Raw genomic sequence first — 26,798 nt, 5'->3', positions numbered from 1 at the left:
CGATCAGATCAGCGCGCTGAGTACCAGCCAGGAGACGAACGCCGAGGGCAGCATCGAGTCCAGGCGATCCATGATTCCGCCGTGCCCCGGCAGCAGGGTCCCCATGTCCTTGATGCCGAGTTCCCGCTTGATCTGCGACTCGATCAGGTCACCGATGGTCGCCACGGCCACCAGGCCGACACCGAGCACCACACCGATCATCGAGTTCGCCTCGAGCAGCAACGTGACGGTCAGCAGACCGCCGATCACGCTGAACACCAGCGACCCGCAGAACCCCTCCCACGACTTCTTCGGACTGATCGCGGGCACCATCGGATGCCTGCCGAACAGCACACCGGCGACGTAGCCGCCGACATCGGAGCACACCACCAGGATCATGAAGGTGAGTACCCGGAGATTGCCGTCGGGTTCGAGCAGCAGCAGCGTCGAGAACGCGGCCAGCAACGGAATCCAAGTGAGGGTGAACACAGCGATCGCCGTGTCACGCAGGAAGTTCTTCGGCGCGGTACTGAGGCCGTGGTCGAACAGACGCCACACCATGCACACCAGCGCGGTGGCGGCGAACGCGCCGAGCACCCCACCTGCCCCCCACGGCCAGCCCAGCCAGAACACCGCCTGACCGCCCACCAGCAGCGGAATCCGCGGTACCAGCACATCGGCTTCGCGCAGCCGCTTGGTGACCTCCCAGGTCGCCACGCCGACGCCGATGCCCGCGACCGCGATGAACACCTTCGGGACGAACAACAGGATCGCGATCAACGACAGCCCGAGCGTCAGCCCGACTGCCAGTGCCGCAGGCAGATTGCGCCCGGCCCGTGAGGTCGGGGCGGGCGGCTGCTCGTCCTGCGGCGCGGCCGCGGTCTCCTCGACCTTGTCCGGCATGGGATCCGGTGCCGCCCCGGTGGCGGCGGCGTCTTCGGCCACGATTGTCCCGTCGCTCAACTCGTCGTTCCGTTCATCCCCCGCACGAGCGGGACTGGCGAGATCTGGCGCTCAGACCTCGAGCAGTTCGGCTTCCTTGTGCTTGACCAGCTCGTCGACCTGGGCCACATACTTGGCGGTGGTCTTGTCGAGCTCCTTCTCGGCGCGCCCGACCTCGTCCTCACCCGCTTCGCCATCCTTCTGGATGCGACCGAGTTCGTCCATCGCCTTGCGGCGGACGTTGCGAATCGAGACCTTGGCGTCCTCGCCCTTGCTCTTGGCCATCTTGACCATCTCGCGGCGGCGTTCCTCGGTGAGCTGCGGCACCGAGATGCGCAGGATGTCGCCGTTGTTGGTCGGGTTCACGCCCAGGTCGGAGTTGCGGATGGCGTTCTCGATCAGGCCGAGCGAGCTCTGCTCGTAGGGCTTGATCACGACCATGCGCGGCTCGGGCACGGTGATGCTCGAGACCTGGGTGATCGGGGTGAGCGAGCCGTAGTACTCGATCAGCACACGGGTGAACATGCCCGGGTTGGCGCGACCGGTACGGATGCTGCCCAGGTCGTCCTTCGCCACCGTGACGGCCTTGTCCATCTTCTCTTCGGCATCGAAGAGCGCTTCATCAATCACGACCGAATCCTCCACAGCGTCGTCATCGTCATCGTCCGCGGGTGCGGGGTCACGACCGAACCAGGGTGCCGATGGGTTCACCGGCGACCGCGCGGGCAATATTGCCCTTGATCAACAGATTGAACACCAGCATCGGCATCTGGTTGTCCATGCAGAGACTGAACGCGGTGGCATCGGCCACCTTCAGGCCCTTTTCGATCACTTCCTTGTGGGTGATCTCGGTGAACATGCTCGCATTCGGGTCGACGCGCGGATCGGCGTCGAACACACCGTCGACCGCTTTCGCCATCAGCACCACGTCGGCGCCGATTTCCAGCGCGCGCTGAGCGGCGGTGGTGTCGGTGGAGAAGTAGGGCATGCCCATTCCCGCGCCGAAGATCACGACGCGGCCCTTCTCGAGGTGGCGCTTGGCGCGCAGCGGCAGGTAGGGCTCGGCGACCTGGCCCATGGTGATGGCGGTCTGCACGCGGGTGTCCACACCCTGCTGCTGAAGGAAATCCTGGAGGGCGAGGCTGTTCATCACGGTGCCGAGCATGCCCATGTAGTCGGAGCGCGCCCGCTCCATGCCGCGCTCCTCCAATTCGGCGCCGCGGAAGAAGTTGCCGCCGCCGATCACCACGGCCACCTGCACGCCGGTCTCGACGATCTCGGCGATCTGCTCGGCCACGGTCTGCACGACGTCGGGATCGAGGCCCACTCCGCCACCACCGAACATCTCCCCACCCAGCTTGAGCAGCACCCGGTTGTATCCAGGGCGGTCGTTACCCGGGTCGGTCATGGGTGTCGGTCTCCTTCGGCGAGGTCGAGAGCGGGGCGAGCAGGCGGCATCCATCCTGCCCTATCAGGTTGCGGTCACCCGGAAGTGGGGTCGGTCGATCCATGAGGAAAGCCCCTCCGGCGCGGCATCACACCGCGCCGAAGAGGCTGTTCGTGAAGTTCAGGCGGATCAGGCCTGGCCGACCTCGAAACGAGCGAAACGCTTCACGTTCACGCCCGCCTCTTCCAGAAGCGCCTTGACGGTCTTCTTGGAGTCGGTGACGGCGGACTGCTCGAGCAGCACGACGTCCTTGAAGAAGCCGTTCACGCGGCCTTCGGTGATCTTCGCCAGCGCGGCTTCGGGCTTGCCCTCTTCGCGCGCGGTCTCCTCGGCGATGCGACGCTCGTTGTCGACGACATCGGCGGGCACCTCCTCGCGGGTCAGGTACTTGGCCTTGAGCGCGGCGACCTGCATGCCTGCGGCACGCGCGGCGTCGGCAGCGGCGTCGCCGGTGCCTTCGTACTCCACCAGCACGCCGACGGCGGGCGGCAGGTCCGAAGCGCGCTTGTGCAGGTAGGTGGCGACCGGGCCGTCGAAGGACACGACGCGACGCAGTTCCAGCTTCTCGCCGATCTTGGCCGACAGCGCCTGCACGGCGTCGTCAACGGTGCCGTCGGTCAGCTTGAGCGCCTTGAGGGCGTCCAGGTCGGCCGGCTTCGCCGCGGCGGCCGCGGTCACGATCGCGTCGGCCAGCTGCTGGAACTCGGCGTTCTTGGCAACGAAGTCGGTCTCGCAGTTGATCTCGACCATGACGCCGTCCTTGGCGATGACCAGGCCTTCGGCGGTCGCACGCTCGGCGCGCTTGCCGACGTCCTTGGCGCCCTTGATGCGCAGCACCTCGACGGCCTTGTCGAAATCGCCGTCGGAGTCGGCCAGCGCGTTCTTGCAGTCCATCATGCCGGAGCCGGTGAGCTCCCGGAGCCGCTTCACATCAGCAGCGGTGTAGTTCGCCATCGGGGGCGAGCCTCCTCGTGTGTGGGGTGCTTGGGTGTTAACACCACCTTGCCGACCGCTTCTGAATTCAGAAGGGCCGGCAAGGTGAACGTAGTGCTACCGGTCAGCTCAGAAGTCGGCCGGGGTGTGCTGTGCCGGGTCGGCCTTGACCTCGGCCTCGGCCGGGGTCTCGACGGCCGGGGCCTCGGTCGCGGCAGCGACATCGGCTTCGGCAGCCGGGGTCGCCGAGGACAGGAGCTCCTGCTCCCACTCGGCCAGCGGCTCGCCTGCGCCGGCTTCGGGCTTCGCGTCGCCAGAAGCCTGGCCCGCGCGGGCCTGCACGCCCTCGGCCACCGCGGAGGCGACGACCTTGGTGAGCAGTGCGGCGGAACGGATCGCGTCGTCGTTACCCGGGATCGGGTAGTCGACCAGGTCGGGGTCGCAGTTGGTATCCAGGATCGCGATGACCGGGATGTTCAGCTTGCGCGCCTCGCCGACGGCGATGTGCTCCTTGTTGGTATCGACGATCCAGATGGCCGAGGGAACCTTGGCCATGTCACGGATACCGCCGAGGGTGCGGTCCAGCTTGGTCATCTCACGCGTGAGCATGAGGATTTCCTTCTTGGTGCGACCCTCGAAGCCACCGGTCTGCTCCATCGCCTCGAGTTCTTTGAGGCGCTGCAGGCGCTTGTGCACGGTGGAGAAGTTGGTGAGCATGCCACCCAGCCAACGCTGGTTGACGTAGGGCATTCCGACGCGCAGCGCCTCGGAAGCGATCGACTCCTGGGCCTGCTTCTTGGTACCGACGAAGAGGACGGTGCCACCGTGGGCGACAGTCTCCTTGACGAACTCGTAGGCCTTGTCGATGAAGGTCAGCGTCTGCTGCAGGTCGATGATGTAGATGCCGTTGCGGTCGGTGAAGATGAACCGCTTCATCTTCGGGTTCCACCGACGAGTCTGGTGGCCGAAGTGCGCGCCGCTGTCGAGCAGCTGCTTCATAGTTACGACAGGCATAGCCTTCGTATCTCTCTTTCGTTGCCGGTTGTCGCGGTCGATCGGCGATCGACTGCCCTGGCGCCACCGAAACCGCCGGACCCGATTCGAAGAATCCGGGACCAGCCGACGATTTCCCTGTTCATCCGCTGGAGAACTCGCGCTGACATGCCCTCGCGGACCGTCTGCATTGCGAGCGACGACCGGATGGACGAGCACGGGTGGCGCGCGAAGTCGGTCCGTGCTGTGCACACGCATTGGCTGCTGAGCACAAACCGCTCGTTCAGTCTACGCGGAGCATGGCCAGGTCCGAAATCGCCCCTGCGCAAAGACCGCCCATTTCGCGGATGAAGTACGCGATATCCACATGCGGGAACGTTGTCCACATTCCCGAAATCGTTGTCCCGGTGGGGTTGTCCGGCGCCCAGAGTTGGGGCATGAACACTGTGACACGCACCCTGATCACTACATTTCCGCTGCTCTTCGCGGCGGGGGTCGCTGCCGCACCGGCCGCGGCACACCCTGAGAGCGGTGCTCCACCCGCAGCTCGACCCTCCGCTACCGACGTCGCACCAACGGTCCCACACCCCAGCGACCCATCGCCGATATGCGCCGGTGGCGGGGCACGCGGGGCCGTGGTCCTGGCCCACCCGCCCGAGAGGGTCGGCCAGGCGACTCGCCCATCGCAACGTGCGGCCGCGCCCGGCACGGTGCCGACAGCGCCGCCCGCGCCCAACCCACAGAACGCGCCCACCTCGACAGGCCGACCAGCGGCGGCCGCTGTTCCCGTTTCGATCATCCTCGCAGCGGCGGTAGCTGTGGAACTCCCGCCGAGGCCGGCGATGGAAGGTGCGCGCAGGAGTGGTTCGCCTGTCCAGCCGCCGGAGCACCCGTCCGGCGCCGTCTCGTGCGGCCGGGAATCGAATGTGGTTCCGGTGACCGTGCCCCGACGGGAACTCGTTCCCGCTCCTGTCCCGGTGCAGGTGACGATTCACGATTTCGGATCTGCGCCGGCACGACCGCAGGGTATGGATCCGAGTGCCGGGGCTCGGTCGGAGATAGGGATCAGGGTGCTGGCCGGAGGCGGGAGCGGGTCGGCGGCGCAGCTGCCCGCGGTTCTGCGGGAGATGCTGCGGGCGCTGGCGGCGCAGCAGCGGGTGCCGACACCACGACCGCACCGCTGAGGCCTCGATGTTCGCGACCCACGACGGTGGGCTGAAGATGGCGGGTCGCGTTCTTCGGCCCGGTTGGTCCCGACCCCGCTCCGCAGCGTGGCCGGCTCGCGCCAGCCGGCCCGGTCGGTCTGACGCCGTGGTGTGGTCGACGAACCGAGCACCCCGTCATCGACCTCGACCTGACGCCATCACATCAGCGACCCGCCTGTACCGGGTCGACCAGCCCTGGCCCGGCTGTGATGCGTGGTCGGCGGCACCCGATCGTGGCCGGCGTCCTCGCATTTCCGAGCAGCTGCGACGCGCGGCGCTTCGGGTGCGGTCGATCCTCCGGGGAGTACTCGGGGTCGTCTGTCCGGTGGCCATTGTGCTCAGTGGCGCGGTACCGGCCGATGCGACGGAAGCGGGGCCGTTCGGTTGGCCGTTGCGGCCGCGGCCGGCGGTGGAGCGCCGGTTCGACAAGCCGGAGCGGAATTGGCTGCCGGGGCATCGGGGAGTGGATCTGGCGGGTACCGCCGGGCAGACGGTGCTGGCGGCGGGGGACGGCATCGTGGTGTTCGCGGGGGAAGTGGCGGGCAAACCCGTGGTGTCCATCGATCATCCGGGCGGCTTGCGCACCACGTATGAACCGGTGACGGCGAAGGTCGCGGTGGGAAGCCGGGTGGTCAGGGGTACGGCGATCGGCACGCTGGTGACCGGACACGAGGGGTGTCCGGTCGCCGCGTGCCTGCACTGGGGAGCCCGCCGTGAGTCCGGTGCCCACAACCGGCGCGAGTACGTCGACCCGCTCGGACTCCTGCACGAGGTGCCGGTCCGGTTGAAACCGCTGGATCCGTGATGTGACGAAACGCTCCGCCACCCCGCACCTATGACAGCCCGGAGCGGACGAGAATCGAGGTGTGTCCGAGAAATCAGCGCCTTTCACCTATCCCGACGTGGGCGCCACCCGCGCCACGATGCCCGACGGGTACCACCGGTTCCGGAATCGGCGGCCGATCGGCCACGGCCGCGATCTGTTCGAGCGCGCGGCCGCCCACATTCTCGACTTCGGAATTCAGAAGGGCGTCGGCACCTTTCGCGGCGCCGATACCGAAACCGCGCAGCCCGGAACCGAGTTGACCGTCGTCCTCCGCATCGGGCCACTGAACATCAGCGCGCCCTGCCGCGTCGTCTACGTCCTCGACGAACCCGACCGCCGAGGTTTCGCCTACGGCACCCTGCCGGGACACCCCGAGGTCGGCGAGGAACTGTTCGCCGTCGAATACGACCCGACCGACGACACCGTCTACGGCCTGATCACCGCCTTCTCCCAGCCAGGTGCCTGGTACGTCCGTCTCGGCGGACCCGTCGCCCGGCTGATCCAGCGCTGGTTCACCCACCGCTACCTGAACACTCTGCCCACCAACGACTGACGTCGCAGCCCGGCCCGCCCGGGTACGGCCGTCAGAGCAGCGCGGCCAGCGCGTCGGCTTCGGCGCTCAACCGATCGCGGCGATCGATCGCGCCGAGTCGGTCGTAGTCAGATGCCGCGCAACGTCTTTCGTCGATCTCCCGACGGACGATCGCTTCGATCTCGACCTCGGTGAGGTCGCGGCGAACGGCCTCGGCCGCACCGAGGCCGACTGGGCTTTCCTCCACGGCGCCGGCTCGTACGTCACCGGCATCGATCGCCTCCGCGTTGTCGATCGCCGCCAACGCGGAACGCAGCGCCGTGACCGCACCGAGGTCACGGGCCTTCATCGCAGTTTCCAACGCGGCGCGCAGCCGCTCGCGCAGGGAAGTCACGTCCACCACAGTATTTCTGACAACGCCACCGGTGCCGAGTACATCGCAGGGCGAGCGCTACCCGTTGAGCACTACGGTGACTGCCGCGATGAGGGCGACGGTCGCAACGGCGAGGGTGGTGGTCGCGACGAATCGGTGCGCGGTGCCGCAGTGTCCGCGATCGAGTGCGCGGCCGCGCGACCAGCCGACTCCGGCCACGAGCAGGGCGACCGTGGCGGCGGCGAGCGGGACCGGGCATGCCGGCCAACCGTCGACAGTCGCCTCGTGCACGAAGAGCAGCGCGCAGCCGGCTGCTCCGAGAGAGGTGCGCCGCCAAGCCAGAGCGGTGCGCTCCATCGCCAGGGTCGCTGCGGTCACGACAGCACGACCGCCACACAGGCGAGCACGGCGACGATCGCGATGCCGGCCGACAACACGGGAACCAGGACCGTTCCTGGCAACGGTCGCCCGGTCCGCATCGCGAGATCGACCCGCCGCCAGTGCCGGAAGGCAGCGAGCGCGACGGCCAGCGCCATGATCAGGCAGATCATCGAGATGGCGCCGGCGAATCCGGCCAGCCGAGTCGGCTGCACGAGGGTGTGCACCGCGACGCCGCCGGCGAGCAGACCGATCGCGGTCCTGATCCACGCCAGAAACGTCCGCTCGTTGGCGAGGGTGAACCGATAGTCGACCTCCTCCTCGCCGTCGTCCGATTCGGCCCCGACCTCGGGCAACGTCACGACCACCACCTCCTGCCCCCATCATGCGCTACCCCCATCCACCCACGGATGATCCGCACGAGCGCGGCGTCGATCAGGTTGCCGTCGCCGATCTGTGCGGCGCCGATCGTGCGCACTCCGTGACAAGGACTCGCGCGGGTTCCCCGCTCACCGAGAAACTCCCGGAGCGGCACGGTTCCTGAAGCCGACTTCCAGACCGGACACGAGAATAGGCACGTTGCGGGCCAGACCGAGGTCACCTGCCGACGGGTGGGATCGGGCGTAAAACCGCTCCAAGGCGACCGGTCGCCGGGTGGGCCGGCCGCTGACCACTCGAGTCGGTCGGCCGCGCACGGGACCTGGCCGAGTACCCACTCGACACGATCAGCCATCGAAGTCGACCGGGCCGAAGACCGACTCGACACGGTCAGGCGCGGGGGTGGGCCTGGTCGTGGACACGTTTGAGGCGTTCTACGGAGACGTGGGTGTAGAGCTGGGTGGTTGCCATGCTGGCGTGACCGAGGAGTTCCTGGACAACGCGCAGGTCGGCGCCGCCCTCGAGGAGGTGGGTGGCGGCGCTGTGGCGGAGGCCGTGCGGGCCCATGTCGGGAGCGCCGGGGATCGCGGCGATGACGTCGTGGACGACGGCACGCGCTTGGCGCTGGTCGAGGCGGCGACCGCGCTGGCCGAGGAACAAGGCGCGGCCCGAGTTGCTGTTGACCAGCGACGGCCGGCCCGCCCGGAGCCAGGCCTCGAGCGCGGTGTCGGCCGGACCACCGAACGGTACCGAGCGCTCCTTGTTGCCCTTGCCGAGCACACGCACCAGACGACGCTCCCGGTCGATGTCGTCGAGATCGAGACCGCACAGCTCGCTGACACGAATCCCGGTGGCGTACAACAACTCCACCACCAGCCGATCCCGTAGCGCCATCGGATCCTGCTGCGCCGCCCCGGATTCCGCCGCGACCATGGCCTGTTCGGCCTGACCACGCCCGAGCACCGCGGGCAACACGCGATGGGCTTTCGGAGCCTGCAGGCGCAGCCCCGGGTCGACACCGAGCCGCCCGGTCTCGGTCAGCCACGCGGTGAAAGTCCTTGCCGCCGATGCCCGCCGAGCCAGGGTCGTCCGCGCCACCCCCGCCGCCGCCAGCTCGGCCAACCACGACCGCAGCAACGGCAGATCCAGCTCCCGCACCGCCGAATCCGCCGACCGCGCGTACAGATGCTCGAGCAACGACCGCACATCCCCCAGATACGCCCGCACCGTATGCGCCGACCGATTCCGGCCCAACCGCAGATGCCGCCCGAACTCGGTGAGCAACGCGGTCAGGTCATCAGGCAACACATCCATGACCCAACCGTCACCCTTCCCGGTCCCCCACGCAACCCACCACGCCGCCGAGCCGACCGAACGGTCCGCTGCCCCGTACTGCCCGTCTTTGCACCGTCGCCGCCCGGCCTGCGAAGCACTCAGTCGCGATCCCACTCGACCATTGCCGCGCAGCCGGGACAGACCTGTACTCGCCGAAACGTCGATGTCCACACGTCACGCGACCTGCGCTCGCCTGAAACGTCGATGTCCACACCTCACCCCCGCTGGACGCCCACCGTGTCAGCTGGCCCGTCGACTGGATGTCCGAAACCAGCCACCGGAATCGCAGCCGACCAGTTCGGCGAGCTCCAGGCACGGCAGGACCGCTCGAACCGTGGCCAGGTCCAAGCCGGACTGCTGAGACAGTTCGCGAGGTAGACGCGAGCCGATGGTGGGTAGAGCCGCGTAGATCTCAGCTTCAGCACCGCGCAGGTGGCCGGCGCGGTCCGTCGAGCCACCTTCGCTGACAGGGAGGCGGAGGGGACCCGCTTCGTCGATGATGTCTTCGGCTCGGGTTACCAGAAGCGCCTCGCCGTCTCTGATCATGCGATGACAGCCTGTCGAGGAGGCCGACCCGACCGGCCCCGGCACAGCCATGGCCGGCCTGCCCAGTCTGCGGGCCCATTTCACGGTGTTGCGAGCGCCGCTGCGCAGCCCTGCCTCGACCACCAGAACCCCGTCCCCGAGCGTCGCGATCAACCGGTTCCTCGCCAGGAACTGATGTTTCTGCGCCGAGATGCCCGGCGGGTATTCGCTGACGACCAGACCACTGTCGGCGATGGCGGCGAGCAGGCGGTCGTGCTGCGCCGGATAGGGACGGTCGACACCGCAGGCGAGGACGGCGACGGTGGTTCCACCGACGGCGAGGGCCGCCCGGTGCGCCGCCGCGTCGATGCCGAAGGCCGCTCCGGAGACGATCGTCCAGCCCCGGCCTGCCAGGTCGCACGCGATCTCGCTCGCCACCTGCAACCCGTATCCACTGCTACACCGCGAACCGACCACCGCGACAGCACGTTCGGATGCGGTGTGGAGCGAGAGGGGACCCCGCGCCCACAGCACCAGCGGCACCGCCGCCTCGCGATCGCGCTCGCTGTCGAGTTGGTCGAGTCCGAGCATCCGCCAGCCCGGCCATTCCTCGTCGTCGGGAGTGATCACCCGCCCGCCCAGACGAGCAATCGCCTCCAGATCCGCTGCTGCCGAGTCGATCTCACGCCGCATCGCGGTGGGACCACGCAGTGCCGCGGGCAACTCGTGCTCACGGACAGCACGCGCGGCCTCGCACACCCCGACCGAGGCGATCAAGGCCGACAGTGGCGCACACGGCCCCTGTACCACCCGCGACAGGTACACCCAGGCGAGTCGGCGCTCGTCCGGATCACCGTCGAGATCCACCATGTCGCCGACCGCACGCGATTCGCTCATTGCGCACCTCGCTGCCGGAAGTTCAACGACGACATCACATCCCGCACCGTGGGCAGCTCCCCTTCGCGCAGGTCGCAGACCGTCCAGGCGACCCGGATGGCCCGATCGGCACCACGGGCCGACATGCGCCCCAGCCGTAAGGCCGTCTCGATCGGCGCGATCGATTCCCGCGGCAACGTGAATCGCTTCCGCAGAATGTGGCCCGGCACTTCGGCATTGGTCGCCCACCCGTCCTCGCTCCACCGCTGCGCCGCGCGGGCTCGCGCCCGGGCCACGCGTTCGGCCACCGTGCTGCTGCTCTCGGCCTGTTCGTCGCCGAACGTCGCACCGGCCTGCCCGTGCATCTGGACCCAGATATCGATGCGGTCGAGCAACGGCCCCGATAGTTTGCCCAGGTAGCGGCGTCGTGCCAGTGGCGCGCAGATGCAGTCCACATCGCGTGCCGGAGCGCACGGACAGGGATTGGCCGCCAAGACCAGCTGGAAGCGGGCCGGGTACCGGGCAACGCCGTCGCGCCGGGCGATACGCACTTCCCCCTCTTCGAGCGGAGTCCGCAGTGCCTCCAGGACTTTGGTGCCGATCTCGGCGCATTCGTCGAGGAACAGGACCCCGCGATGGGCCCGGCTGACCGCGCCGGGACGGGCCATGCCGGAACCACCGCCGATCATGGCGGTGACCGACGTCGAATGATGCGGCGCGACAAAGGGAGCCAACGTGAGCAACGGCTGCTCGGCCGACAGCGATCCCGCCATCGAATGGATCGCGGTCACCTCCAGCGATTCCGCTTCCGACAGCGGTGGCAGCAGTCCCGGAAGACGTTGTGCCAACATCGTTTTGCCGATCCCGGGCGGCCCGGTGAGCAGCAGATGGTGTCCGCCTGCCGCAGCGACCTCCAGCGCCCAGCGCGCCTCGTCCTGTCCGACGACATCGCTGAGGTCACCGCACGGGACCTGTGTCCCCGGCACGACGCCGTCGGGTTCGAGCAGCTGGCCCTCCCCGCGCAGCCAGGCCACCACTGCCCGCAGACTCGTCGCCCCGAGCACCTCGATCCCCTCGACCAGCCCCGCTTCGGCCACCGCCTCGGCGGGCACGACCACCGTGGGCAGCCCGGCCCGCCGGGCCGCGATCACCGCGGGCAGCACCCCGCGCACCCGCCGAACCCGCCCGTCGAGCGCCAATTCCCCCAGCAGCACCGTTTTCACCAGCCGCTCGCCGGAAACCACCCCGGAGGCGTCGAGCACGGAAACCGCCAGCGCGAGGTCGTAGACACTGCCCACTTTCGGCAGCGTCGCAGGCGAGAGGGCCAGGATCACCCGGCCGTCCGGCCACTTCTCCCCCGTGTTGGCCACTGCCGAACGCACCCGATTGCGCGATTCCTGCAGGGCGGTATCGGGCAGACCGACCAGATTCACCGAGGGCAGACCCTGACCGATGTCGGCCTCGATCTCCACCAGCTGCCCGTCGACCCCCGTCACCGCGACCGACAGCGCCCGTCCGAGCGCCATCAGAACGCGCCGGTCAGATGTTCGATGACCGGCCCGCGCCCCCGCGGCATCAGCACCGACACGACGTCGAAGCGGATACGCCGCCACGGCCCGTCCTGTTCGGCCAGCCACAGCAGCGCCAGCCGGCGGATGCGCTGCTGCTTGCTGAAGGTGACCGACTCGGCCGGAGTTCCGAACCCCAGCCCCGACCGCGTCTTCACCTCGACGAACGCGGTAATCGACGGGTCCTGGACGATCAGGTCCAGCTCACCGTATCGACACCGCCAATTGCGGGCGACGATCTCCATCCCCGACTCGCACAGATACTGCGCGGCCAGCTTCTCCCCGTACGCGCCGAGCGCCTGTTTGTGTGCCATGAGCGAAAGCATGGCCACAGACGCTCACGTGGCTGTCCCCCGCGACCTGGGCAAACAGAAATCCTGTGGATAACCGCGCCCCTGTGGACAACTACTCCGGCAGGCGCAGGTCCGGCTTCTCCAGCTCCTCGATGTTCACGTCCTTGAACGTGATCACCCGAACGTGCTTGACAAAGCGTGCCGGGCGGTACATATCCCATACCCACGCATCGCTCATCCGCACTTCGAAATACACCTCGCCGTCGGCGTTCTGCGGACGCAGTTCGACCGAATTAGCCAGGTAGAAGCGCCGTTCGGTCTCCACCACGTACGAGAACTGGCCGACGATGTCCTTGTACTCGCGGTACAACGACAGTTCCATCTCGGTTTCGTACTTCTCGAGGTCCTCAGCACTCATCGGGTGGGACGTCCTCCTGCTAGCAGCGCCGCGTTCATTGGTGACATCATCGCGCATGTGCCGCGCGAGTAGCCACTCGGCTACCTCCAGGCGCCTCGAGCTCGCGCACATTCCGCCAGGAACGGCGGTGTTCTGTGCTCGGTCCGAGCTGCCGCAGGGCGGCGGTGTGCTCGGGCGTGTTGTAGCCCTTGTGCGCGGCGAAACCGTAGCCGGGTAGCTGGGCGTCGAGCTCGACCATCATCCGGTCCCTGGTCACCTTCGCCAGGATGCTCGCGGCCGCGATGCAGGCCGCGGTGCCGTCGCCGCCGATCACCGGCAGCGACGGTGCGGGCAGGCCGGGCACCTTGAATCCGTCGGTCAGGATGTAGCCGGGGGTGCGTTCGAGGCCGACGACGGCTCGGCGCATGCCCTCGATATTGGCGACGTGGATCCCGATCGAGTCGATCTCCCACGCAGGTACCACCACGACGCTCCAGGCCAGCGACAACCGCTGAACCACCGGGAACAGCTCCTCACGGGCCGCCTCCGTGAGTTTCTTGGAGTCGTCGAGCCCGGCGAGCTTGTCGTAGGCCTTGGGCGCGAGCAGGCACGCGGCGACCACCAGCGGACCCGCGCAGGGTCCGCGCCCCGCCTCGTCGACACCGGCCACCGGCGCGAGGCCACCGCGCACGAGCGCGGCCTCGAGCGTGCGTAGTCCCGCCGCCCGGCGCATCACCATCCGCGGCGGCCAGCTGGTCCGATCCTGCCCCACAGTTCGATTGTCCCGTCGCGTCAGTTCGACTGGGTGTTCCGGGTGCGCGTTCGCCCCGGAACACCCCTGCTCAACGTGTCAGTTCTCTTGCGCGTTCTGGCCCAGAACACTCGTCCTCGTCGCGCTAGTTCTCTTGCGGGTTCTGGGTCTTCACTGGGCCCATCCGGTTCGGCGGCCAGATCTTGAACACCGTTTTGCCGCGGACGTTGTCCACCGGCACGGTGCCCTGTAGATCGTCGCTGACGTGGGCGCGCGAATCAGCCGACTCGTTGCGGTTGTCGCCCATCACCCACAGATTGCCCTCCGGCACCTTCACCGGGCCGAACACCCGGCCCGCCGGGTACACGGCGTTGGGACGGTCGGTGTACCAGGGGTAGTCCTTCTTGATGTACGGCTCGTCGAGCGGTTTGCCGTCGACCATCACGCGCCCCTGCGGATCACAACACTGCACGGTTTGCCCGCCGACCGCGATCACGCGCTTGACCAGATCGTTCTCGTCCGGCGGGACCAGCCCGAAGTAGGACAGGAAGTTCTGCAGACCGCGCACGACAGTGTTGTCCGAACGCACCGACTTGTAGTGCCCGTTCCACGACGGCGGTCCGACGAACACCACCACGTCGCCCGGTCCGGGTTCGGAGCCGTAATAGCTGATCTTCTGGACGTAGATGCGATCACCGATCAGCAGCGTGTTCTCCATCGACTGCGAGGGGATCACATACGGCCGACCGACGAAAGTCACCATCAACGCGGCGATCACCGCTGCGATCACGACGAGTATCGGCAGCTCCTGCCAGAACGGGCGCTGCTTCTTGTCGCCGCGCTTTTTTCTGCGCCGCCCGCCTTCGTCACCCGAATCGGACACCGACACCGACTCACTTTCGTCTGCCACGCCGAACAGAGTAGCCCGGCACCCTGACGTGAGTCGGGTACCGGGCTACCTGAAGAATTCTGGTACTGCGAAGTGCTACTGCGAGATCAGCGCTTTTCCTTGATCTTGGCAGCCTTGCCGCGCAGGTCGCGCAGGTAGTACAGCTTGGCGCGACGCACGTCACCGCGGGTCACGACATCGATGTGGTCGATGTTGGGGCTGTGCACGGGGAAGGTGCGCTCGACACCGACGCCGAAGGACACCTTGCGGACCGTGAAGGTCTCGCCGATGCCGCCGCCGTGACGCCGGATCACGACGCCCTTGAAGACCTGGATGCGCTCCTTCGAGCCTTCGATGACCTTCACGTGCACGTTCAGGGTGTCGCCCGGACGGAAGTCGGGGACGTCGCTACGCAGCGACTTCTCGTCGACGAAATCAAGGGTGTTCATTTTCCACCTTTTCGGATTCTTTGCGTGAACAGAGGAACCTGGCGGCACTCGCGCGCTCGACCGGTTCATGCTCAGAACAGGAGTGCTCTCGGACATGACTCGTCCAAGGCAACCGGTTCATTGTGCCAGACCGGGTAGCCCTGCTCGAAATCGGGCCTCACTGCTCGTCGGTCTGGTCGGTTCGGCGGCGCGGCAGCAGGTGCGGATGCGGCGGCGGTGCCGAGGGCGCCGGGACAACGGTACGCGCCAACTCCGCCTCGGCTGCCGTACGCGCGTGCTCGACGTCGGGCTTGCCCGCGATCAGGTCCTGGATGAAGATCTTCGCGCGGATGACCGGGCGACGGTAGCGCCGCTCCCGCGCGACCGCGCGGTTCATGGTCTTGGGCCGGTGACCGTAGCGCCAACGTGCCCACGGGGCGCCCGGCCTGCTCAAGCGCACCGCGCCGACCAGCAGCAGCGGCGTGAAGAACATGCCGAACAGCCCGGTCCAGATCTTGCCCTTGGCGATCACGATCGCGGCGAGCACCAGATTCACTGTGATCGTGATCACCACCCCGACCCGCACCCCGACACCACGCGATGCCCGGAAGTCGTCGTAGTCCAGAAACGTCGCCGGTTGGACGCCGAGCAGGAGCAGACCGGTCACGGCGAAGGCGACGAAGACGGCGTCCACCGAGGTTCGGCCCTGCTCGGACCAGTAGACATCACGCAGATAGAAGATCAGCGCGAACTCGTCGAGTACCAGCGCGGCGCCGATCCCGAAGATCGCGGCCAGCACGCTCGAGGTGACCTGGGTGGAGTCCTCGGCGGTGGCGATCAGCCCGATGCCCGACAGCAGCACGGTGATCACGCCGAACACCATGTGGTGGATGTGGGTGTCGCCGGCTTTCACATTGCCCGGCCACCAGCGCACATTGGCCCGGATCATCCGCACACTCACCCGGATCACCACGAAGCCGAGGATGAACCCCAGCAGGAAACAGAGCAGGGGCAGGCGGCCGTGCGCGATCACCGCTTCCTCGAGCCACCGTCGCATGCCGCCCGCCCTGTCGTCGAGTTGCTACCTACTTGTTGCCGAAACCAGCCGCGCGCAGGGCGTCTGCCATCGAACCGCTCGGTGCCGCAGCCTGCTTGCGCTGGTTACCGCCGCCGTTGCCCTGACGCCCCTGTCCCTGGTTGCGGGCAGGCGCCGGACCACGACCGCCTTGCTGTCCACGACCCTGACCGCGCGGCGCGCCACCTCCACGATTGTCCCCCTGCGCGGGCTTGCCCGGCTCGTCATCGAGCCGCAGGGTGAGCCCGATCCGCTGACGGGCGACGTCGACCTCGAGCACCTTCACCTTCACCACGTCACCGGACTTCACCACTTCGCGCGGATCCTTGACGAAGGTGTGCGACAGCGCCGACACGTGCACGAGACCGTCCTGATGAACGCCGACATCGACGAACGCGCCGAACGCGGCCACATTCGTCACGACGCCCTCGAGCACCATCCCGGGCTTCAGGTCGGCGACCTTCTCGATGCCCGCGGCGAACTCGGCGGTCTTGAATTCCGGACGCGGGTCCAGGCCCGGCTTCTCCAGCTCGGCGATGATGTCGCTGACGGTGGGCACACCGAACTTCTCGTCGGTGAAGTCGCCGGGCTTCAACGCGCGCAGAGTGCTGGTGTTACCGATGACCTCGGCCATCTCCCGGCCGGTGTGCTCGAGAATGCGGCGCACCACCGGATAGGCCTCGGGGTGCACGGCGGAGGTGTCCAGCGGGTCGGCACCGCCGCGGATACGCAGGAAGCCCGCGCACTGCTCGAAAGCCTTCGGCCCCAGGCGCGGAACCTCGAGCAGGGCCTTGCGGCTGTTGAAAGGCCCGTTCTGATCACGGTGGGCCACAATGCTTTCCGCCACCGACGAGGAAACACCCGACACGCGCGAGAGCAGCGGCACCGAAGCCGTGTTCACGTCGACACCGACGGCGTTCACCGCGTCTTCGACGACCGCGCCCAGCGAGCGCGCGAGCAGCGTCTCGGATACGTCGTGCTGGTACTGGCCGACGCCGATCGACTTCGGATCGATCTTCACCAGTTCGGCGAGCGGGTCCTGCAGACGCCGGGCGATGGAGACCGCGCCGCGCAGCGACACGTCCATGTCGGGCAATTCGGCCGAGGCGTAGGCCGATGCGGAATACACCGAGGCGCCCGCCTCCGACACCACGATCTTGGTCGGCTTGTTCTCCGGAATCCGCGAGATCAGTTCCACCGCGAGGGCATCGGTCTCGCGCGAGGCGGTGCCGTTGCCGATGGCGATGAGCTCCACACCGAAGCGGGCGACGAGCGCGGCCAGCACCGCGAGGGACTTCTCGGTCTGCCCCTGCGGCTTGTGCGGGTAGATCACCTCGGTCGCGACGGCCTTACCCGTGGCGTCGACGACGGCGACCTTCACGCCGGTGCGGTAACCGGGGTCGAGGCCCATGGTGGTGCGGGTGCCCGCGGGTGCGGCGAGCAACAGGTCGCGCAGGTTCGCGGCGAACACGTCGACCGCGTCCTTCTCGGCCGCCTGGCGCAACCGCATCCTGGTGTCGATACCCAGGCTCACGGCGAGCTTGGTGCGCCAGGCCCAGCGGACGGTGTCGAGCAGCCAGGAATCGGCCGGACGGCCCTTGTCGGCGATGCCGAAGGCGACCGCGATGCGGCCCTCGTAGAGGGTGCGCTCGCCGGGTGCCGGTTCGTCGGTGTCGGCTTCGAGATGCAGTGTGAGCATCTCCTCCTTCTCCCCGCGCAGCAGCGCCAGGATCCGGTGCGAGGGCAGCTTGTGGAAGGGCTCGCTGAACTCGAAGTAGTCGGAGAACTTGGCTCCCGCCTCCTCCTTGCCCGCGCGCACCGTGGAGGTGATCTGGCCGCGTTTCCACATCAGCTCACGCAGCTCACCGACCAGGTCGGCGTCTTCGGCGAAGCGTTCGACCAGGATCGAGCGGGCGCCGTCGAGCTGTTCGGCGGTGTAGGCGGCCGGATCGGTGCCCGGGTCGCCGATCAGCGCGTCGGCCACCGGCTCGTGTCCGGCTTCGCGCGCGATCTGCGCCTTGGTGCGGCGCTTGGGCTTGTACGGCAGGTAGATGTCTTCCAGGCGCGCCTTGGTCTCGGCGAGCATGAGCTGCGAGTGCAGAGTGGGATCGAGTTTGCCCTGGCCGCGAATGGATTCGATGATCGCGCCGCGGCGCTCGTCGAGCTCACGCAGATACCCGAGCCGTTCCTCGAGCTGGCGCAACTGGGCATCGTCGAGGCCGTCGGTGACCTCTTTGCGGTAGCGCGCGATGAACGGAACCGTCGAACCACCGTCGAGCAGTTCGACGGCGGCGCGGACCTGGGTCTCGCGCACCCCCAGTTCATCGGCGATCCGCCTGCCTACGCTGGCGATGGTGGTCGTGCTGTCGGCGATCTCGGGCGCTGTCGTCACAGCCGCAGAGACTACAGCTCATGACCGACACCGCGCTGGCACCCAGGTCAGCGGATTGTCCGCACCTCGGGTTCGGTGATCGGGCGATCCAGCACGGTGTCGGTGCGTTCGCGCAGGAATTTGTCGAACATCGCCGCGACGTAGCCCCGCACGAGCGACGCCATGCGATCCGGATCAATGGCACCGAGGTAGGTCGACGCGGCGGGCCGGGCGATGGCGGGTACCAGCGACGGCATGTCGGTGAAGTCGTAGTGCGCCGAATCCGCTATGGCCAGATGACGTTTCCAGCCGGTGGCCCCCCGCCAGAACGCGTCGAGGGACGGATTCGCATCACCGACGTCCTCGATCTGCTCGCTGGTCAGGACCAGGGTGGGCCGATCGACGCCCTCGGTCACCGCGCGGCCGAACGCCTCGTCCACCCCGATCTGCCCGTCCATGTCGACGGCCGCGTCGATGCGGCGGTCCTCGTGCATGGCCTCGACGGCGGTGTACCCGCCCGACGAATGTCCGACGGCGCCGACCCGGTTCAGGTCGAGCACCCGGCCCAGATCGGCGGGTAGGGGGTCGGATTCGGCATCGGGGTTGGTCCCCGCGGCCAGCCCGGCGAGGGAGTCGAGCACGAACCGGAGATCGAGCAGCCGTGCGGCGATGTACTTCTCGCGGATCGCGGTGTCGAAGCCGTTGGGCGCCGGGGCGGGCCGCACGAGCCGGCCGCCGGGGAACTCGACGGCCGGACCGGTTTCATAGGTGTGATCGATGGTCACCACCACGTAGCCGCGCGAGGCCAGGTCCTCGGCGAGCCCGGTGCCCAGAATCCGCGAGACACCGGCGCCGGGGGTGTACAGCACGACCGGGTAGGCGCCCGCCGCCTGCGCGGGCGCCTCCCGGTGGGCGTGAGTCAGGGCGCCGGGCAGCTCGATGCCGAGTTCGTCCTCCAGTCCGGGGATCAGTTCGGTCGACGCGTAATGCGCACGCGGGTAGCGATTCACCTCGGTCGCCGGGTAGAACACCGAGACCATCAGTTCCCTCGACCGGTCGGGCTGGAACGGATCCGGCCGTGCGTCGTCGACCAGGTGCAGCGTCGTGGCGCCGACCGGCAGAGTTGCACTGGGACTCGGGAGAACGCCGACCCCGCCCGGCCCGGCGCCGGCACCACCCGCACTCGACGCGACCACCGCGCAGACCGACATCGATACCACCACTACACGACGGAACACCGTCTCCCCCATCATTGTTCAGTACCATCCCGAACGCCCGACCGTCGCGAACACGCTAGCAACAAGCGCTGGTGCCCGCGACGGATCGAGCCAGGGTGCGCTCCAGCCGCTCAGCCGAGGATGTCCCTGGCAAGTTCGCGCATCTCGGCCTTGCGCACCTTGCCGGTGACCGTCATCGGGAACTCGTCGACCACGTGCACATAGCGCGGGATCTTGTAGTGAGCCAGGCGTCCGGCGCAGAAGGTACGGACGGTGTCGGCGTCGAGGGGTTTCGCGCCCTCACGGAGACGGAGCCAGACCATGAGCTCCTCACCGTATTTGGCGTCAGGGACGCCGATGACCTGGGCGTCGACGATATCGGGGTGGGTGTAGAGGAACTCCTCGATCTCGCGGGGGTAGATGTTCTCGCCGCCGCGGATCACCATGTCCTTGATCCGGCCGGTGACCGCGAGGTAGCCGTCGGCGTCCATGACGCCGATGTCGCCGGTGTGCATCCAGCGGGCGGCGTCGATCGCCTCGGCGGTCTTGTCGGGCTGTTCCCAGTACCCGAGCATCACCGAGTAGCCGCGGGTGCACAGTTCGCCCGGTTCGCCACGCGCCACGGTGCGCCCGGTCTCCGGGTCGACCACCTTCACCTCGAGGTGCGGGCCGACCCGGCCGACGGTGGCGGTGCGCCGGTCGATGCTGTCGTCGCGACGGGTCTGCGTGGACACCGGTGAGGTCTCGGTCATGCCGTAGCAGATGGACACCTCGCTCATCCCCAGCCGATCGATCACCCGTTTCATCACCTCGACCGGGCACGGTGAGCCCGCCATGATGCCGGTGCGCAGGCTCGACAGGTCGTAGTCGGCGCCGGAATCGAGTTCGGCCAGCATCGCGATGAACATCGTCGGCACACCGTAGAGCGAGGTGCAGCGTTCCGCGGCGACAGCGGCCAACGCCGCGGCCGGATCGAACGACGGCGACGGAATCACCGCGGTCGCACCGTGGGAGGTGACCGCGAGATTGCCCATCACCATGCCGAAGCAGTGGTAGTACGGAACCGGGATGCAGACCCGATCGGCCTCGGTGTATCCGCACAGTTCGCCGACGAAGAACCCGTTGTTGAGGATGTTGTGGTGGCTCAGCGTCGCGCCCTTCGGGAAACCCGTTGTTCCCGAGGTGTATTGGATGTTGATCGGGTCGTCGGCCGACAGCGTCTCGGCGATCGCACCGAGCCGCTGCCCGTCCGGCACGGTTTCGGCCACCTGCCGCCACGGCTCGGTGCCGAGAATCAGCACCTGTTCCAGGGCGGGACAGTTCGGCCGGACCTGCTCGATCATCGCGACGTAGTCCGAGCTCTTGAACTCCGCTGCGGCGATCAGCGTGCGCACCCCGGCCTGGACGAGAACATATTCGAGTTCGCTGGTGCGGTAGGCGGGGTTGATGTTGACCAGGATGGCACCGATCTTCGCGGTGGCGTATTGCACGAGGAACCATTCCGCGCAGTTGGGTGCCCAGATGCCGACCCGGTCACCGGGTTCGATGCCGTGTGCGGCGAGACCGGTCGCGACGGCGTCGACCGCCGCACCCACCTCGCGGTAGGTCCAGCGACGCCCTGCCGGGCAGTCGACGAGCGCGTCACGCGCGGGGTGGGCCGCGATGGCGCGGTCCAGATTCGCGCCGATGGTGTCGCCGAGCAGCGCGACCTCGGCGGGACCGCAGCTGTAGCTGAGTTCGGACATCACCGGATCTCCTTGCCGCGCAGCAGGAATCGCTGCACTTTGCCACTGGGCGTCTTGGGCAGGCTGTCCACGAAATGGACCCTTCTCGGATAAGCGTGGGCGGCGAACTCGTCCTTGACCAGCTGCTGCAGTTCGGCTGCCAACCCGGCGCTGCCCTCGGCGCCGGGGCGGGTCACGACGAAGGCCTCCAGCACCTCGCCGCGCAGTTCGTCGGGCATCCCGACCACGGCGGCCTCGGCGACCTGCTCGTGCAGAACCAGCACACTCTCGACCTCGAACGGGCCGATCCGGTAGCCCGCCATGATGATCACGTCGTCGTCGCGGGAGCTGAAGCGGAAGCAGCCGTCGGAATCGCGGGAGGCGACGTCACCGGTCAGATACCAGCGTCCGTCGGCGGTGAATCGGCTCGCGGTGCGCTCCGGATCGTCGAGGTAGCCGAGGAACCAGAGCAGCGGGCTGTGGTGGGTGTCGATGGCGACCCGGCCGATCTCACCGGGTGCCGCCTCGGTGTCGACGTCCTCGGCGAGGACCGCACAGGACCACCCGGGGAGCTGCCTGCCCATCGAACCGGGCGGGACGGCCACATCGAGGGCGGGGTGCCACGCATGGCAGATCACCATGCCGTGCTCGGTCTGACCGTAGTGGTCACGCACCGCAACCCCGAGTGTCCGCTGCGACCAGGCCACCACGTCCGGGGTCAACGGCTCGCCCGCCGACGACGCCCGGCGCAGGGCGAAGCCCTCCGGAGCCGGAGCGCTGTCGGCGCGCAACGCCCGATAGACGGTCGGCGCGGCGGCGAAGTTGGTGACGCCGAAGCGCTGCAACACGTCCCAGGTGAGTGACGCCGAGAACCCCGCGTGCAGCAGCAGGCTGCGCACGCCGGTGGCCAGCGGCCCCAGGATCGCGTAGTAGAGGCCGTACGCCCAGCCTGGATCGGCCGCGTTCCAGAAGACGTCCTCGGGGCGCACATCCAGGGCGAACTCCTGGTAGGCGTGGAACGACGCCAGCGCGCGCACCGGGATCGGCACGCCCTTGGGGGTTCCGGTGGTGCCGCTGGTGAACAGCTGGACCAGCAGGCCGTCGCCACCTACCGCTACCGGCTTCGCACGCGGGTCGTCGGACCGGTACCCGTCGAGCAGATCGTCGAAGCGCAGCGCGCCGGGGCTGTCGGCGTCACCGGCAACGATCGTCCGATAGCCGGCCGCCGCGAGTTTCGGCGCCTGGTCGGCATCGGCGACCACGACCTTCGCGCGGCTCGCGGTCAGCCGGAATTCGACGGCCGGGGGCGCGAACGCGGTGAACAACGGCACGTGCACCGCGCCGCGGCGCCAGATACCCAGCAGCGCCACCACGAGCTCGACGGATTTCGCCATCAATGTCGCCACCCGATCGCCGGGTTCGACGCCGAGTTCGGCCAGCGCGGCGGCGAACCGGGCCGAGCGCTCCCGCAGCTCACCGTAGGTCAGGTCGTAGGCGCGCAGATCGGACTCGATCACCGTGAACGCGATCTGCCCGGCCGGGTGCCGATCGCAGAGCAGATCGGCCGCACAGGCCTCTGGTCGGTCGTAGTGGTCGAGCAGGTCGCGCACCCGCACGTCCAGATCGGTAGTCATCGCAGCTTCTCCTCATCACCCGGGTATCGGCCACCGGGTCTGCCCTAGAATGTGGCATAGCTCACGTGTCCCACTACCCCCGAAAAGGGGTGATCCATGACTTCCCTGTTGCGCCCGCGCGACGGTGACGCGCTGCGCGCCGAGATCCGCTGGGTGGCGGGACGGGCGAGCGTCCCGGTGGTGTTCGGCGGCGCGGTGGACGAGGACACCCTGCTGCTCACCGAGTTCGTCGGCACCGTCACCACCGGTCTGCGCGGGCTGTCGGTGCTGCGCACCTCCGGGCTCGGCGGGCAGGCCATGGAGTACCGCAGGCCCGCGTCGGTGGCCGACTATCGAGGCTCGTCCGCGATCACCCACCACTACGACGCCGCGGTCGTCGGCGAAGGGTTGCGGTCGGTGATGGCCGTGCCGGTGCTGGTCGCCGACCGACCTCGCGCCGTGCTGTACGCCGCCACGCGTGGCACGGGCCCCCTCGGCGACCGCACCGCCGAGGTGATCCTGCAGGCGGGTAAGCGACTGGCCGCGGAGATCGCCGTCCGTGACGAGGTGGACCGGCGGGTCCGGCTGCTCGAGCTCGCGACACCGCCGACGACGACCACCCCCGCGGCGACCGAGGAGTTGCGGGAGATCCACGCCGAGCTTCGCGCCCTCGCGGCCGCCACGGGCGATCTCGCCCTGCGCGACCGGCTTTCCGGGGTGTGCGAACGACTGACCGGGGTGTTGACCGGCGAGTCCGCCGGCGATGCGCCGCGGTTGTCGCGGCGCGAACTCGACGTGCTCGCCCAGATCGCCCTCGGCTGCACGAATCAGGAAGCGGCGCTTCGACTCTCGCTCGGCGCCGAGACCGTCAAGAGTTACCTGCGCCAGGCGATGAGCAAGCTGGATGCCGGCACCAGGCACGAGGCGGTGGCTCGGGCACGGCGGCACGGCCTGCTGCCCTGACCGCCGCGACCCACGACCGCTTCGACCCCTGCATCAGATGTGGGATATATCACCGTCATTCGGCCGCTGAATCCGCCGCAATGCCTCCGGCGCGACCGATCGGACCGGCAAGGTCTCACATCGTGGGCGCGACACCCCACACCGAATGTCACCGAGCGCTCACTCGGGTCAGCGTCCAATCATCAAGGGACGCAGTGCCTGTACTGGGAACATCGGCGCAGCGTCCGTTCGGCCTCGTCGCGTCCGACCCGACCGCGCCGACGGACGCTGGAACCGAACCCGTTCCGGATGGAACCAGCAACCCTCACTATGGACGATCGCACAAAGAACGACCTGGATGGATACCCAAATGTCTTTAGGGGAAAACAATCTCGGTCCCCGTCGCGCCCGGTAGCGTCGCTTCGATGACGGAGCCTTTTCAACTGGCCGGCCTCTCACTGGACTGTGACGACCCCGAGTCCCTCGCCCGCTTCTATCTCGGGCTGCTCGGTGGCCGTGTCCTGTGGAACGACGCGCACAGCGTCGGGATCCGAATCCCGTCGGGACTGACGGTCGCCGCGCAACGCGTCGAGGACTACTACCCGCCGCAGTGGCCCGGCACGGCCGCGGTGCACCTCGATCTCGCCGCCGACGCCGACCTCGATCTCTGCGAACAGCACGCCCTCGCGATCGGCGCCAAACCCGCACCGGTACAACCGGATCCGCGCTGGCGGGTATTGCTCGACCCCGCCGGGCACCCGTTCTGTATCACCACCCGGGTGATCCCGGGTTAGGTCAGGGCAGCAGGTCGGGACGGCGCTGCGCCGTGCGTTCCAGTGACTGTTCGTGCCGCCACGCGGCGACCTTGGCATGGTCGCCCGACAGCAGGATCGGGGGCACCTCGAGGCCACGCCACGACACCGGCCGGGTGTAGCTGGGCCCTTCGAGGAGCCCGTCGGAGAACGAATCCTCCTGGTGGGACTGCTGATTGCCGAGCACGCCGGGGAGCAGACGCACCACGGCCTCGGTCATCACGAGCACCGCGGCCTCGCCGCCGATGAGAACGTAGTCGCCGATGCTCACCTCTTCGACGCGGACGCGGCGGGCGGCATCGTCGAACACGCGCTGATCGATGCCCTCGTAGCGCCCGCAGGCGAACACGAGGTGCTTCTCGGTGGCCCAGCGCTGCGCGGTGGCCTGGGTGAACGGCACACCGGCCGGCGTGGGGACGACGAGCAGTGCGTCGTCCGGGCACACCTCGTCCAGGGCCTCGCCCCAGACGGTGGGCTTCATGACCATGCCGGGACCGCCGCCGTAGGGCGAATCGTCGACCGATTTGTGCACGTCGTGCGTCCAGTGGCGCAGATCGTGCACACCGATCGAGATCAGGCCCTTGTCGACAGCCTTGCCGAGCAGCGCGGTCCGCAGCGGCTCGAGGTACTCCGGGAAGATCGTGACGACGTCGAGTTGCACGAATTACTCCGGATCGAGCAGGCCCTCGGGCGGCGTGATGACAACCAGTCCATCGGCGAGCGAAACCGTCGGCACGATGGCGGTGACAAAGGGAATGAGAATCTCGCGACCGTCGTCGGCGGCACGCACCGACAGCAGTTCGCCCGCGGCCGAATGCAGCACCTCGGTGACCGTGCCGACGAGGGTGCCGTCGGTGAACTCGACCCGGAGGCCTTCGAGTTCGTGGTCGTAGAAGGCGTCGTCGTCCTCCGACGGCGGCAGCGAATCGCTGTCGACGACGAACAACGTGCCACGCAGGGCGTCGGCGGCGGTGCGATCGTCGATCCCGTCGACGAACACCAGAAGCCGGCCCGAGTGCTCTCGGGCCGACTTCACGGTGTAGTCACGGGTCGCCGAGGACTTCGGCATCCTGCCGCGCAGCGTGACGCCCGGCGCGAACCGGACGTCCGGTTCGTCGGTGCGAACATCGACGACGAGTTCGCCGCGCACACCGTGCGACTTGGCGACCCGACCTACGACGAGTTCCATCTAGGCGTCGGTATCGACCACGTCGACCCGGATCCCACGGCCGCCGATGCCGGCGACCAGGGTGCGCAGCGCGGTCGCGGTACGACCACCGCGCCCGATCACCTTGCCCAGGTCTTCAGGATGGACGTGTACCTCGACGGTGCGTCCACGACGTCCGGTGAGCAGCTCGACACGGACGTCGTCAGGGTTGGCGACGATGCCGCGAACCAGATGTTCGACGGCATCGGCAACAACAGCAGTCATTACTCGGCAGCCTCGGTGGCGGCTTCCTCAGCGGCAGCCTCGTCCTTCTTGGCGGCCTTCTTCTTCGGGGTGACGGCCTCGGTGGTGGGCGCGTTGTCGGCGGCGGCCAGCGCGGCGTTGAACAGGTCCAGCTTGGAGGTCTTCGCGGCCTTCACCTTCAGGGTGCCCTCGGTGCCCGGCAGGCCCTTGAACTTCTGCCAGTCACCGGTGATCTCCAGCAGACGCTGCACCGACTCGGTGGGCTGCGCGCCGACCGACAGCCAGTACGCGACGCGCTCGGCGTCGATCTGGATCAGCGAAGGCTCTTCCTTCGGGTGGTACAGGCCGATGGACTCGATGGCGCGGCCGTCGCGACGGGTACGGGCGTCGGCGACGACGACGCGGTACTGCGGGTTGCGGATCTTGCCGAGACGAGTGAGCTTGATCTTGACAGCCATGCTGTTCAGTCTTCTTTCAGTAGTTTTGGTCACCACGCGATTCGGCGACCCGTATGGTCTGCGGGTCCGGTTTCGCGCATGCGTGCGTGACCGCCGCGCGGTACGTAACCGGAGACGGGCTGACACT

The 26,798-nt window shown here is 68.1% G+C and carries 29 protein-coding genes; 4 read left to right on the top strand and 25 right to left on the bottom strand.

From position 1 onward, the window contains the following. Positions 1 to 3: 3 nt before the first annotated feature. The 5 genes from ACWDXS_RS22790 to rpsB all read right to left on the bottom strand — a co-directional run bounded on the left by ACWDXS_RS22790 (position 4) and on the right by rpsB (position 4,315). Entirely contained in the window at positions 4 to 882 is an 879-nt protein-coding gene (locus ACWDXS_RS22790; protein ID WP_378992400.1) for a phosphatidate cytidylyltransferase, read from the bottom strand. A gap of 111 nt (positions 883 to 993) precedes the next feature. Further along, entirely contained in the window at positions 994 to 1,551 is a 558-nt protein-coding gene (frr, locus tag ACWDXS_RS22785) for a ribosome recycling factor (RefSeq protein WP_101468579.1), read from the bottom strand. Positions 1,552 to 1,600: 49 nt separating this feature from the next. Continuing rightward, on the bottom strand, positions 1,601 to 2,329 hold the full coding sequence (pyrH, locus tag ACWDXS_RS22780) for a UMP kinase (RefSeq protein ID WP_378607015.1): 729 nt from the start codon (positions 2,327 to 2,329) through the stop codon (positions 1,601 to 1,603). A 168-nt stretch (positions 2,330 to 2,497) separates the two neighbouring features. Next, positions 2,498 to 3,322, bottom strand: a complete 825-nt coding sequence (gene tsf / locus ACWDXS_RS22775; RefSeq protein WP_378992207.1) for a translation elongation factor Ts — start codon at positions 3,320 to 3,322, stop codon at positions 2,498 to 2,500. 108 nt (positions 3,323 to 3,430) lie between these two features. Further along, entirely contained in the window at positions 3,431 to 4,315 is an 885-nt protein-coding gene (rpsB, locus tag ACWDXS_RS22770) for a 30S ribosomal protein S2 (RefSeq protein WP_449968432.1), read from the bottom strand. Between the two features lie 1,509 nt (positions 4,316 to 5,824). On the opposite strand from rpsB, the gene ACWDXS_RS22765 reads away from it, so the two are divergent. Together ACWDXS_RS22765 and ACWDXS_RS22760 are read left to right on the top strand one after the other, a co-directional pair. Next, complete coding sequence (locus ACWDXS_RS22765; RefSeq protein WP_449968429.1) at positions 5,825 to 6,304, top strand: M23 family metallopeptidase; 480 nt, start codon at positions 5,825 to 5,827, stop codon at positions 6,302 to 6,304. A 61-nt stretch (positions 6,305 to 6,365) separates the two neighbouring features. After that, complete coding sequence (locus ACWDXS_RS22760; protein ID WP_378992204.1) at positions 6,366 to 6,878, top strand: DUF1990 family protein; 513 nt, start codon at positions 6,366 to 6,368, stop codon at positions 6,876 to 6,878. A gap of 31 nt (positions 6,879 to 6,909) precedes the next feature. On the opposite strand, the gene ACWDXS_RS22755 is transcribed toward ACWDXS_RS22760, so the two are convergent. From ACWDXS_RS22755 to ACWDXS_RS22680, 16 genes are all read right to left on the bottom strand, one after another. Continuing rightward, entirely contained in the window at positions 6,910 to 7,251 is a 342-nt protein-coding gene (locus ACWDXS_RS22755; RefSeq protein ID WP_449968425.1) for a hypothetical protein, read from the bottom strand. Positions 7,252 to 7,308: 57 nt separating this feature from the next. Continuing rightward, the gene (locus tag ACWDXS_RS22750) at positions 7,309 to 7,608 is read right to left on the bottom strand and encodes a DUF202 domain-containing protein (RefSeq protein WP_449968422.1); all 300 of its coding nucleotides are present in this window, start codon (positions 7,606 to 7,608) and stop codon (positions 7,309 to 7,311) included. After that, positions 7,605 to 7,970: a YidH family protein gene (locus ACWDXS_RS22745; protein ID WP_378992200.1), complete on the bottom strand. Its 366-nt coding sequence runs from the start codon at positions 7,968 to 7,970 to the stop codon at positions 7,605 to 7,607. Before ACWDXS_RS22745 ends, ACWDXS_RS22750 begins: the two co-directional genes overlap by 4 nt. 406 nt (positions 7,971 to 8,376) lie before the next feature. Then, the gene (locus tag ACWDXS_RS22740) at positions 8,377 to 9,300 is read right to left on the bottom strand and encodes a tyrosine recombinase XerC (protein WP_378626382.1); all 924 of its coding nucleotides are present in this window, start codon (positions 9,298 to 9,300) and stop codon (positions 8,377 to 8,379) included. Between the two features lie 261 nt (positions 9,301 to 9,561). Continuing rightward, on the bottom strand, positions 9,562 to 10,743 hold the full coding sequence (dprA, locus tag ACWDXS_RS22735; RefSeq protein WP_449968418.1) for a DNA-processing protein DprA: 1,182 nt from the start codon (positions 10,741 to 10,743) through the stop codon (positions 9,562 to 9,564). Then, the gene (locus ACWDXS_RS22730) at positions 10,740 to 12,248 is read right to left on the bottom strand and encodes a YifB family Mg chelatase-like AAA ATPase (RefSeq protein ID WP_449968415.1); all 1,509 of its coding nucleotides are present in this window, start codon (positions 12,246 to 12,248) and stop codon (positions 10,740 to 10,742) included. The genes dprA and ACWDXS_RS22730 overlap by 4 nt, the downstream gene beginning before the upstream one ends. Continuing rightward, complete coding sequence (locus ACWDXS_RS22725; protein ID WP_378992197.1) at positions 12,248 to 12,604, bottom strand: YraN family protein; 357 nt, start codon at positions 12,602 to 12,604, stop codon at positions 12,248 to 12,250. Before ACWDXS_RS22725 ends, ACWDXS_RS22730 begins: the two co-directional genes overlap by 1 nt. 91 nt (positions 12,605 to 12,695) lie before the next feature. After that, on the bottom strand, positions 12,696 to 13,001 hold the full coding sequence (locus ACWDXS_RS22720) for a DUF2469 domain-containing protein (RefSeq protein ID WP_011210678.1): 306 nt from the start codon (positions 12,999 to 13,001) through the stop codon (positions 12,696 to 12,698). A 46-nt stretch (positions 13,002 to 13,047) separates the two neighbouring features. Further along, entirely contained in the window at positions 13,048 to 13,719 is a 672-nt protein-coding gene (locus ACWDXS_RS22715; RefSeq protein WP_449968694.1) for a ribonuclease HII, read from the bottom strand. 157 nt (positions 13,720 to 13,876) lie between these two features. Continuing rightward, positions 13,877 to 14,641, bottom strand: a complete 765-nt coding sequence (lepB, locus tag ACWDXS_RS22710) for a signal peptidase I (protein WP_378992195.1) — start codon at positions 14,639 to 14,641, stop codon at positions 13,877 to 13,879. An 86-nt stretch (positions 14,642 to 14,727) separates the two neighbouring features. Beyond that, positions 14,728 to 15,069 carry a 50S ribosomal protein L19 gene (gene rplS / locus ACWDXS_RS22705; protein WP_071929278.1) on the bottom strand — a complete coding sequence of 114 codons (342 nt, stop codon included), beginning with the start codon at positions 15,067 to 15,069 and terminating at the stop codon, positions 14,728 to 14,730. A 157-nt stretch (positions 15,070 to 15,226) separates the two neighbouring features. Beyond that, the gene (locus ACWDXS_RS22700; protein WP_378992193.1) at positions 15,227 to 16,105 is read right to left on the bottom strand and encodes a hypothetical protein; all 879 of its coding nucleotides are present in this window, start codon (positions 16,103 to 16,105) and stop codon (positions 15,227 to 15,229) included. A 28-nt stretch (positions 16,106 to 16,133) separates the two neighbouring features. Next, a complete protein-coding gene (locus ACWDXS_RS22695; protein ID WP_378992192.1) occupies positions 16,134 to 18,515 on the bottom strand; it encodes a Tex family protein in 2,382 nt (793 codons plus the stop codon). A 47-nt stretch (positions 18,516 to 18,562) separates the two neighbouring features. Continuing rightward, complete coding sequence (locus tag ACWDXS_RS22690; RefSeq protein WP_449968408.1) at positions 18,563 to 19,747, bottom strand: alpha/beta hydrolase family protein; 1,185 nt, start codon at positions 19,745 to 19,747, stop codon at positions 18,563 to 18,565. Between the two features lie 95 nt (positions 19,748 to 19,842). Next, positions 19,843 to 21,456 (bottom strand): AMP-binding protein, encoded by a 1,614-nt coding sequence (locus ACWDXS_RS22685; RefSeq protein WP_449968405.1) that lies wholly within the window; start codon positions 21,454 to 21,456, stop codon positions 19,843 to 19,845. Beyond that, the gene (locus ACWDXS_RS22680) at positions 21,456 to 23,069 is read right to left on the bottom strand and encodes an AMP-binding protein (RefSeq protein WP_449968402.1); all 1,614 of its coding nucleotides are present in this window, start codon (positions 23,067 to 23,069) and stop codon (positions 21,456 to 21,458) included. Before ACWDXS_RS22680 ends, ACWDXS_RS22685 begins: the two co-directional genes overlap by 1 nt. Positions 23,070 to 23,165: 96 nt before the next feature. Between ACWDXS_RS22680 and ACWDXS_RS22675 the strand changes: the two genes are divergently transcribed. Continuing rightward, on the top strand, positions 23,166 to 24,011 hold the full coding sequence (locus ACWDXS_RS22675) for a LuxR C-terminal-related transcriptional regulator (RefSeq protein WP_449968400.1): 846 nt from the start codon (positions 23,166 to 23,168) through the stop codon (positions 24,009 to 24,011). Positions 24,012 to 24,415: 404 nt separating this feature from the next. After that, positions 24,416 to 24,784, top strand: coding sequence for a VOC family protein (locus ACWDXS_RS22670; protein WP_378992183.1), 369 nt, complete (start codon positions 24,416 to 24,418; stop codon positions 24,782 to 24,784). Between the two features lies 1 nt (position 24,785). Here the strand turns inward: ACWDXS_RS22670 and trmD are convergent, their stop codons facing one another. Genes trmD through rpsP form a run of 4 tightly spaced genes read right to left on the bottom strand, consistent with a single transcriptional unit; the run spans position 24,786 to position 26,671 of the window. Continuing rightward, complete coding sequence (gene trmD, locus ACWDXS_RS22665) at positions 24,786 to 25,463, bottom strand: tRNA (guanosine(37)-N1)-methyltransferase TrmD (RefSeq protein ID WP_449968397.1); 678 nt, start codon at positions 25,461 to 25,463, stop codon at positions 24,786 to 24,788. A 3-nt stretch (positions 25,464 to 25,466) separates the two neighbouring features. Continuing rightward, positions 25,467 to 25,991: a ribosome maturation factor RimM gene (gene rimM / locus ACWDXS_RS22660; protein ID WP_378626368.1), complete on the bottom strand. Its 525-nt coding sequence runs from the start codon at positions 25,989 to 25,991 to the stop codon at positions 25,467 to 25,469. Then, positions 25,992 to 26,234 carry an RNA-binding protein gene (locus tag ACWDXS_RS22655; protein ID WP_056811833.1) on the bottom strand — a complete coding sequence of 81 codons (243 nt, stop codon included), beginning with the start codon at positions 26,232 to 26,234 and terminating at the stop codon, positions 25,992 to 25,994. Next, positions 26,234 to 26,671, bottom strand: coding sequence for a 30S ribosomal protein S16 (gene rpsP, locus ACWDXS_RS22650; protein ID WP_378626367.1), 438 nt, complete (start codon positions 26,669 to 26,671; stop codon positions 26,234 to 26,236). The genes ACWDXS_RS22655 and rpsP overlap by 1 nt, the downstream gene beginning before the upstream one ends. Positions 26,672 to 26,798: the final 127 nt, after the last annotated feature.

This window comes from Nocardia sp. NPDC003183 (genome assembly GCF_053590715.1).
The sequence above is the reverse complement of the archived record's forward strand: the minus strand, read 5'-3'. Positions and strand labels throughout refer to the sequence as shown.

Bases quoted from the DNA above. Each gene is read 5' to 3' on its own strand.
- ACWDXS_RS22670 (WP_378992183.1), top strand. From the start codon at position 24,416: ATGACGGAGCCTTTTCAACTGGCCGGCCTCTCACTGGACTGTGACGAC.
- ACWDXS_RS22680 (WP_449968402.1), bottom strand. From the start codon at position 23,069: ATGACTACCGATCTGGACGTGCGGGTGCGCGACCTGCTCGACCACTAC.
- ACWDXS_RS22700 (WP_378992193.1), bottom strand. From the start codon at position 16,105: ATGCGACGGTGGCTCGAGGAAGCGGTGATCGCGCACGGCCGCCTGCCC.
- ACWDXS_RS22725 (WP_378992197.1), bottom strand. From the start codon at position 12,604: ATGGCACACAAACAGGCGCTCGGCGCGTACGGGGAGAAGCTGGCCGCG.
- ACWDXS_RS22655 (WP_056811833.1), bottom strand. From the start codon at position 26,234: ATGACTGCTGTTGTTGCCGATGCCGTCGAACATCTGGTTCGCGGCATC.
- rpsP (WP_378626367.1), bottom strand. From the start codon at position 26,671: ATGGCTGTCAAGATCAAGCTCACTCGTCTCGGCAAGATCCGCAACCCG.
- dprA (WP_449968418.1), bottom strand. From the start codon at position 10,743: ATGAGCGAATCGCGTGCGGTCGGCGACATGGTGGATCTCGACGGTGAT.
- ACWDXS_RS22790 (WP_378992400.1), bottom strand. From the start codon at position 882: ATGCCGGACAAGGTCGAGGAGACCGCGGCCGCGCCGCAGGACGAGCAG.
- ACWDXS_RS22690 (WP_449968408.1), bottom strand. From the start codon at position 19,747: ATGATGGGGGAGACGGTGTTCCGTCGTGTAGTGGTGGTATCGATGTCG.
- ACWDXS_RS22685 (WP_449968405.1), bottom strand. From the start codon at position 21,456: ATGTCCGAACTCAGCTACAGCTGCGGTCCCGCCGAGGTCGCGCTGCTC.
- ACWDXS_RS22740 (WP_378626382.1), bottom strand. From the start codon at position 9,300: ATGGATGTGTTGCCTGATGACCTGACCGCGTTGCTCACCGAGTTCGGG.
- ACWDXS_RS22730 (WP_449968415.1), bottom strand. From the start codon at position 12,248: ATGGCGCTCGGACGGGCGCTGTCGGTCGCGGTGACGGGGGTCGACGGG.
- ACWDXS_RS22720 (WP_011210678.1), bottom strand. From the start codon at position 13,001: ATGAGTGCTGAGGACCTCGAGAAGTACGAAACCGAGATGGAACTGTCG.
- rplS (WP_071929278.1), bottom strand. From the start codon at position 15,069: ATGAACACCCTTGATTTCGTCGACGAGAAGTCGCTGCGTAGCGACGTC.
- ACWDXS_RS22715 (WP_449968694.1), bottom strand. From the start codon at position 13,719: ATGGTGATGCGCCGGGCGGCGGGACTACGCACGCTCGAGGCCGCGCTC.
- rpsB (WP_449968432.1), bottom strand. From the start codon at position 4,315: ATGCCTGTCGTAACTATGAAGCAGCTGCTCGACAGCGGCGCGCACTTC.
- rimM (WP_378626368.1), bottom strand. From the start codon at position 25,991: ATGGAACTCGTCGTAGGTCGGGTCGCCAAGTCGCACGGTGTGCGCGGC.
- pyrH (WP_378607015.1), bottom strand. From the start codon at position 2,329: ATGACCGACCCGGGTAACGACCGCCCTGGATACAACCGGGTGCTGCTC.
- ACWDXS_RS22675 (WP_449968400.1), top strand. From the start codon at position 23,166: ATGACTTCCCTGTTGCGCCCGCGCGACGGTGACGCGCTGCGCGCCGAG.
- tsf (WP_378992207.1), bottom strand. From the start codon at position 3,322: ATGGCGAACTACACCGCTGCTGATGTGAAGCGGCTCCGGGAGCTCACC.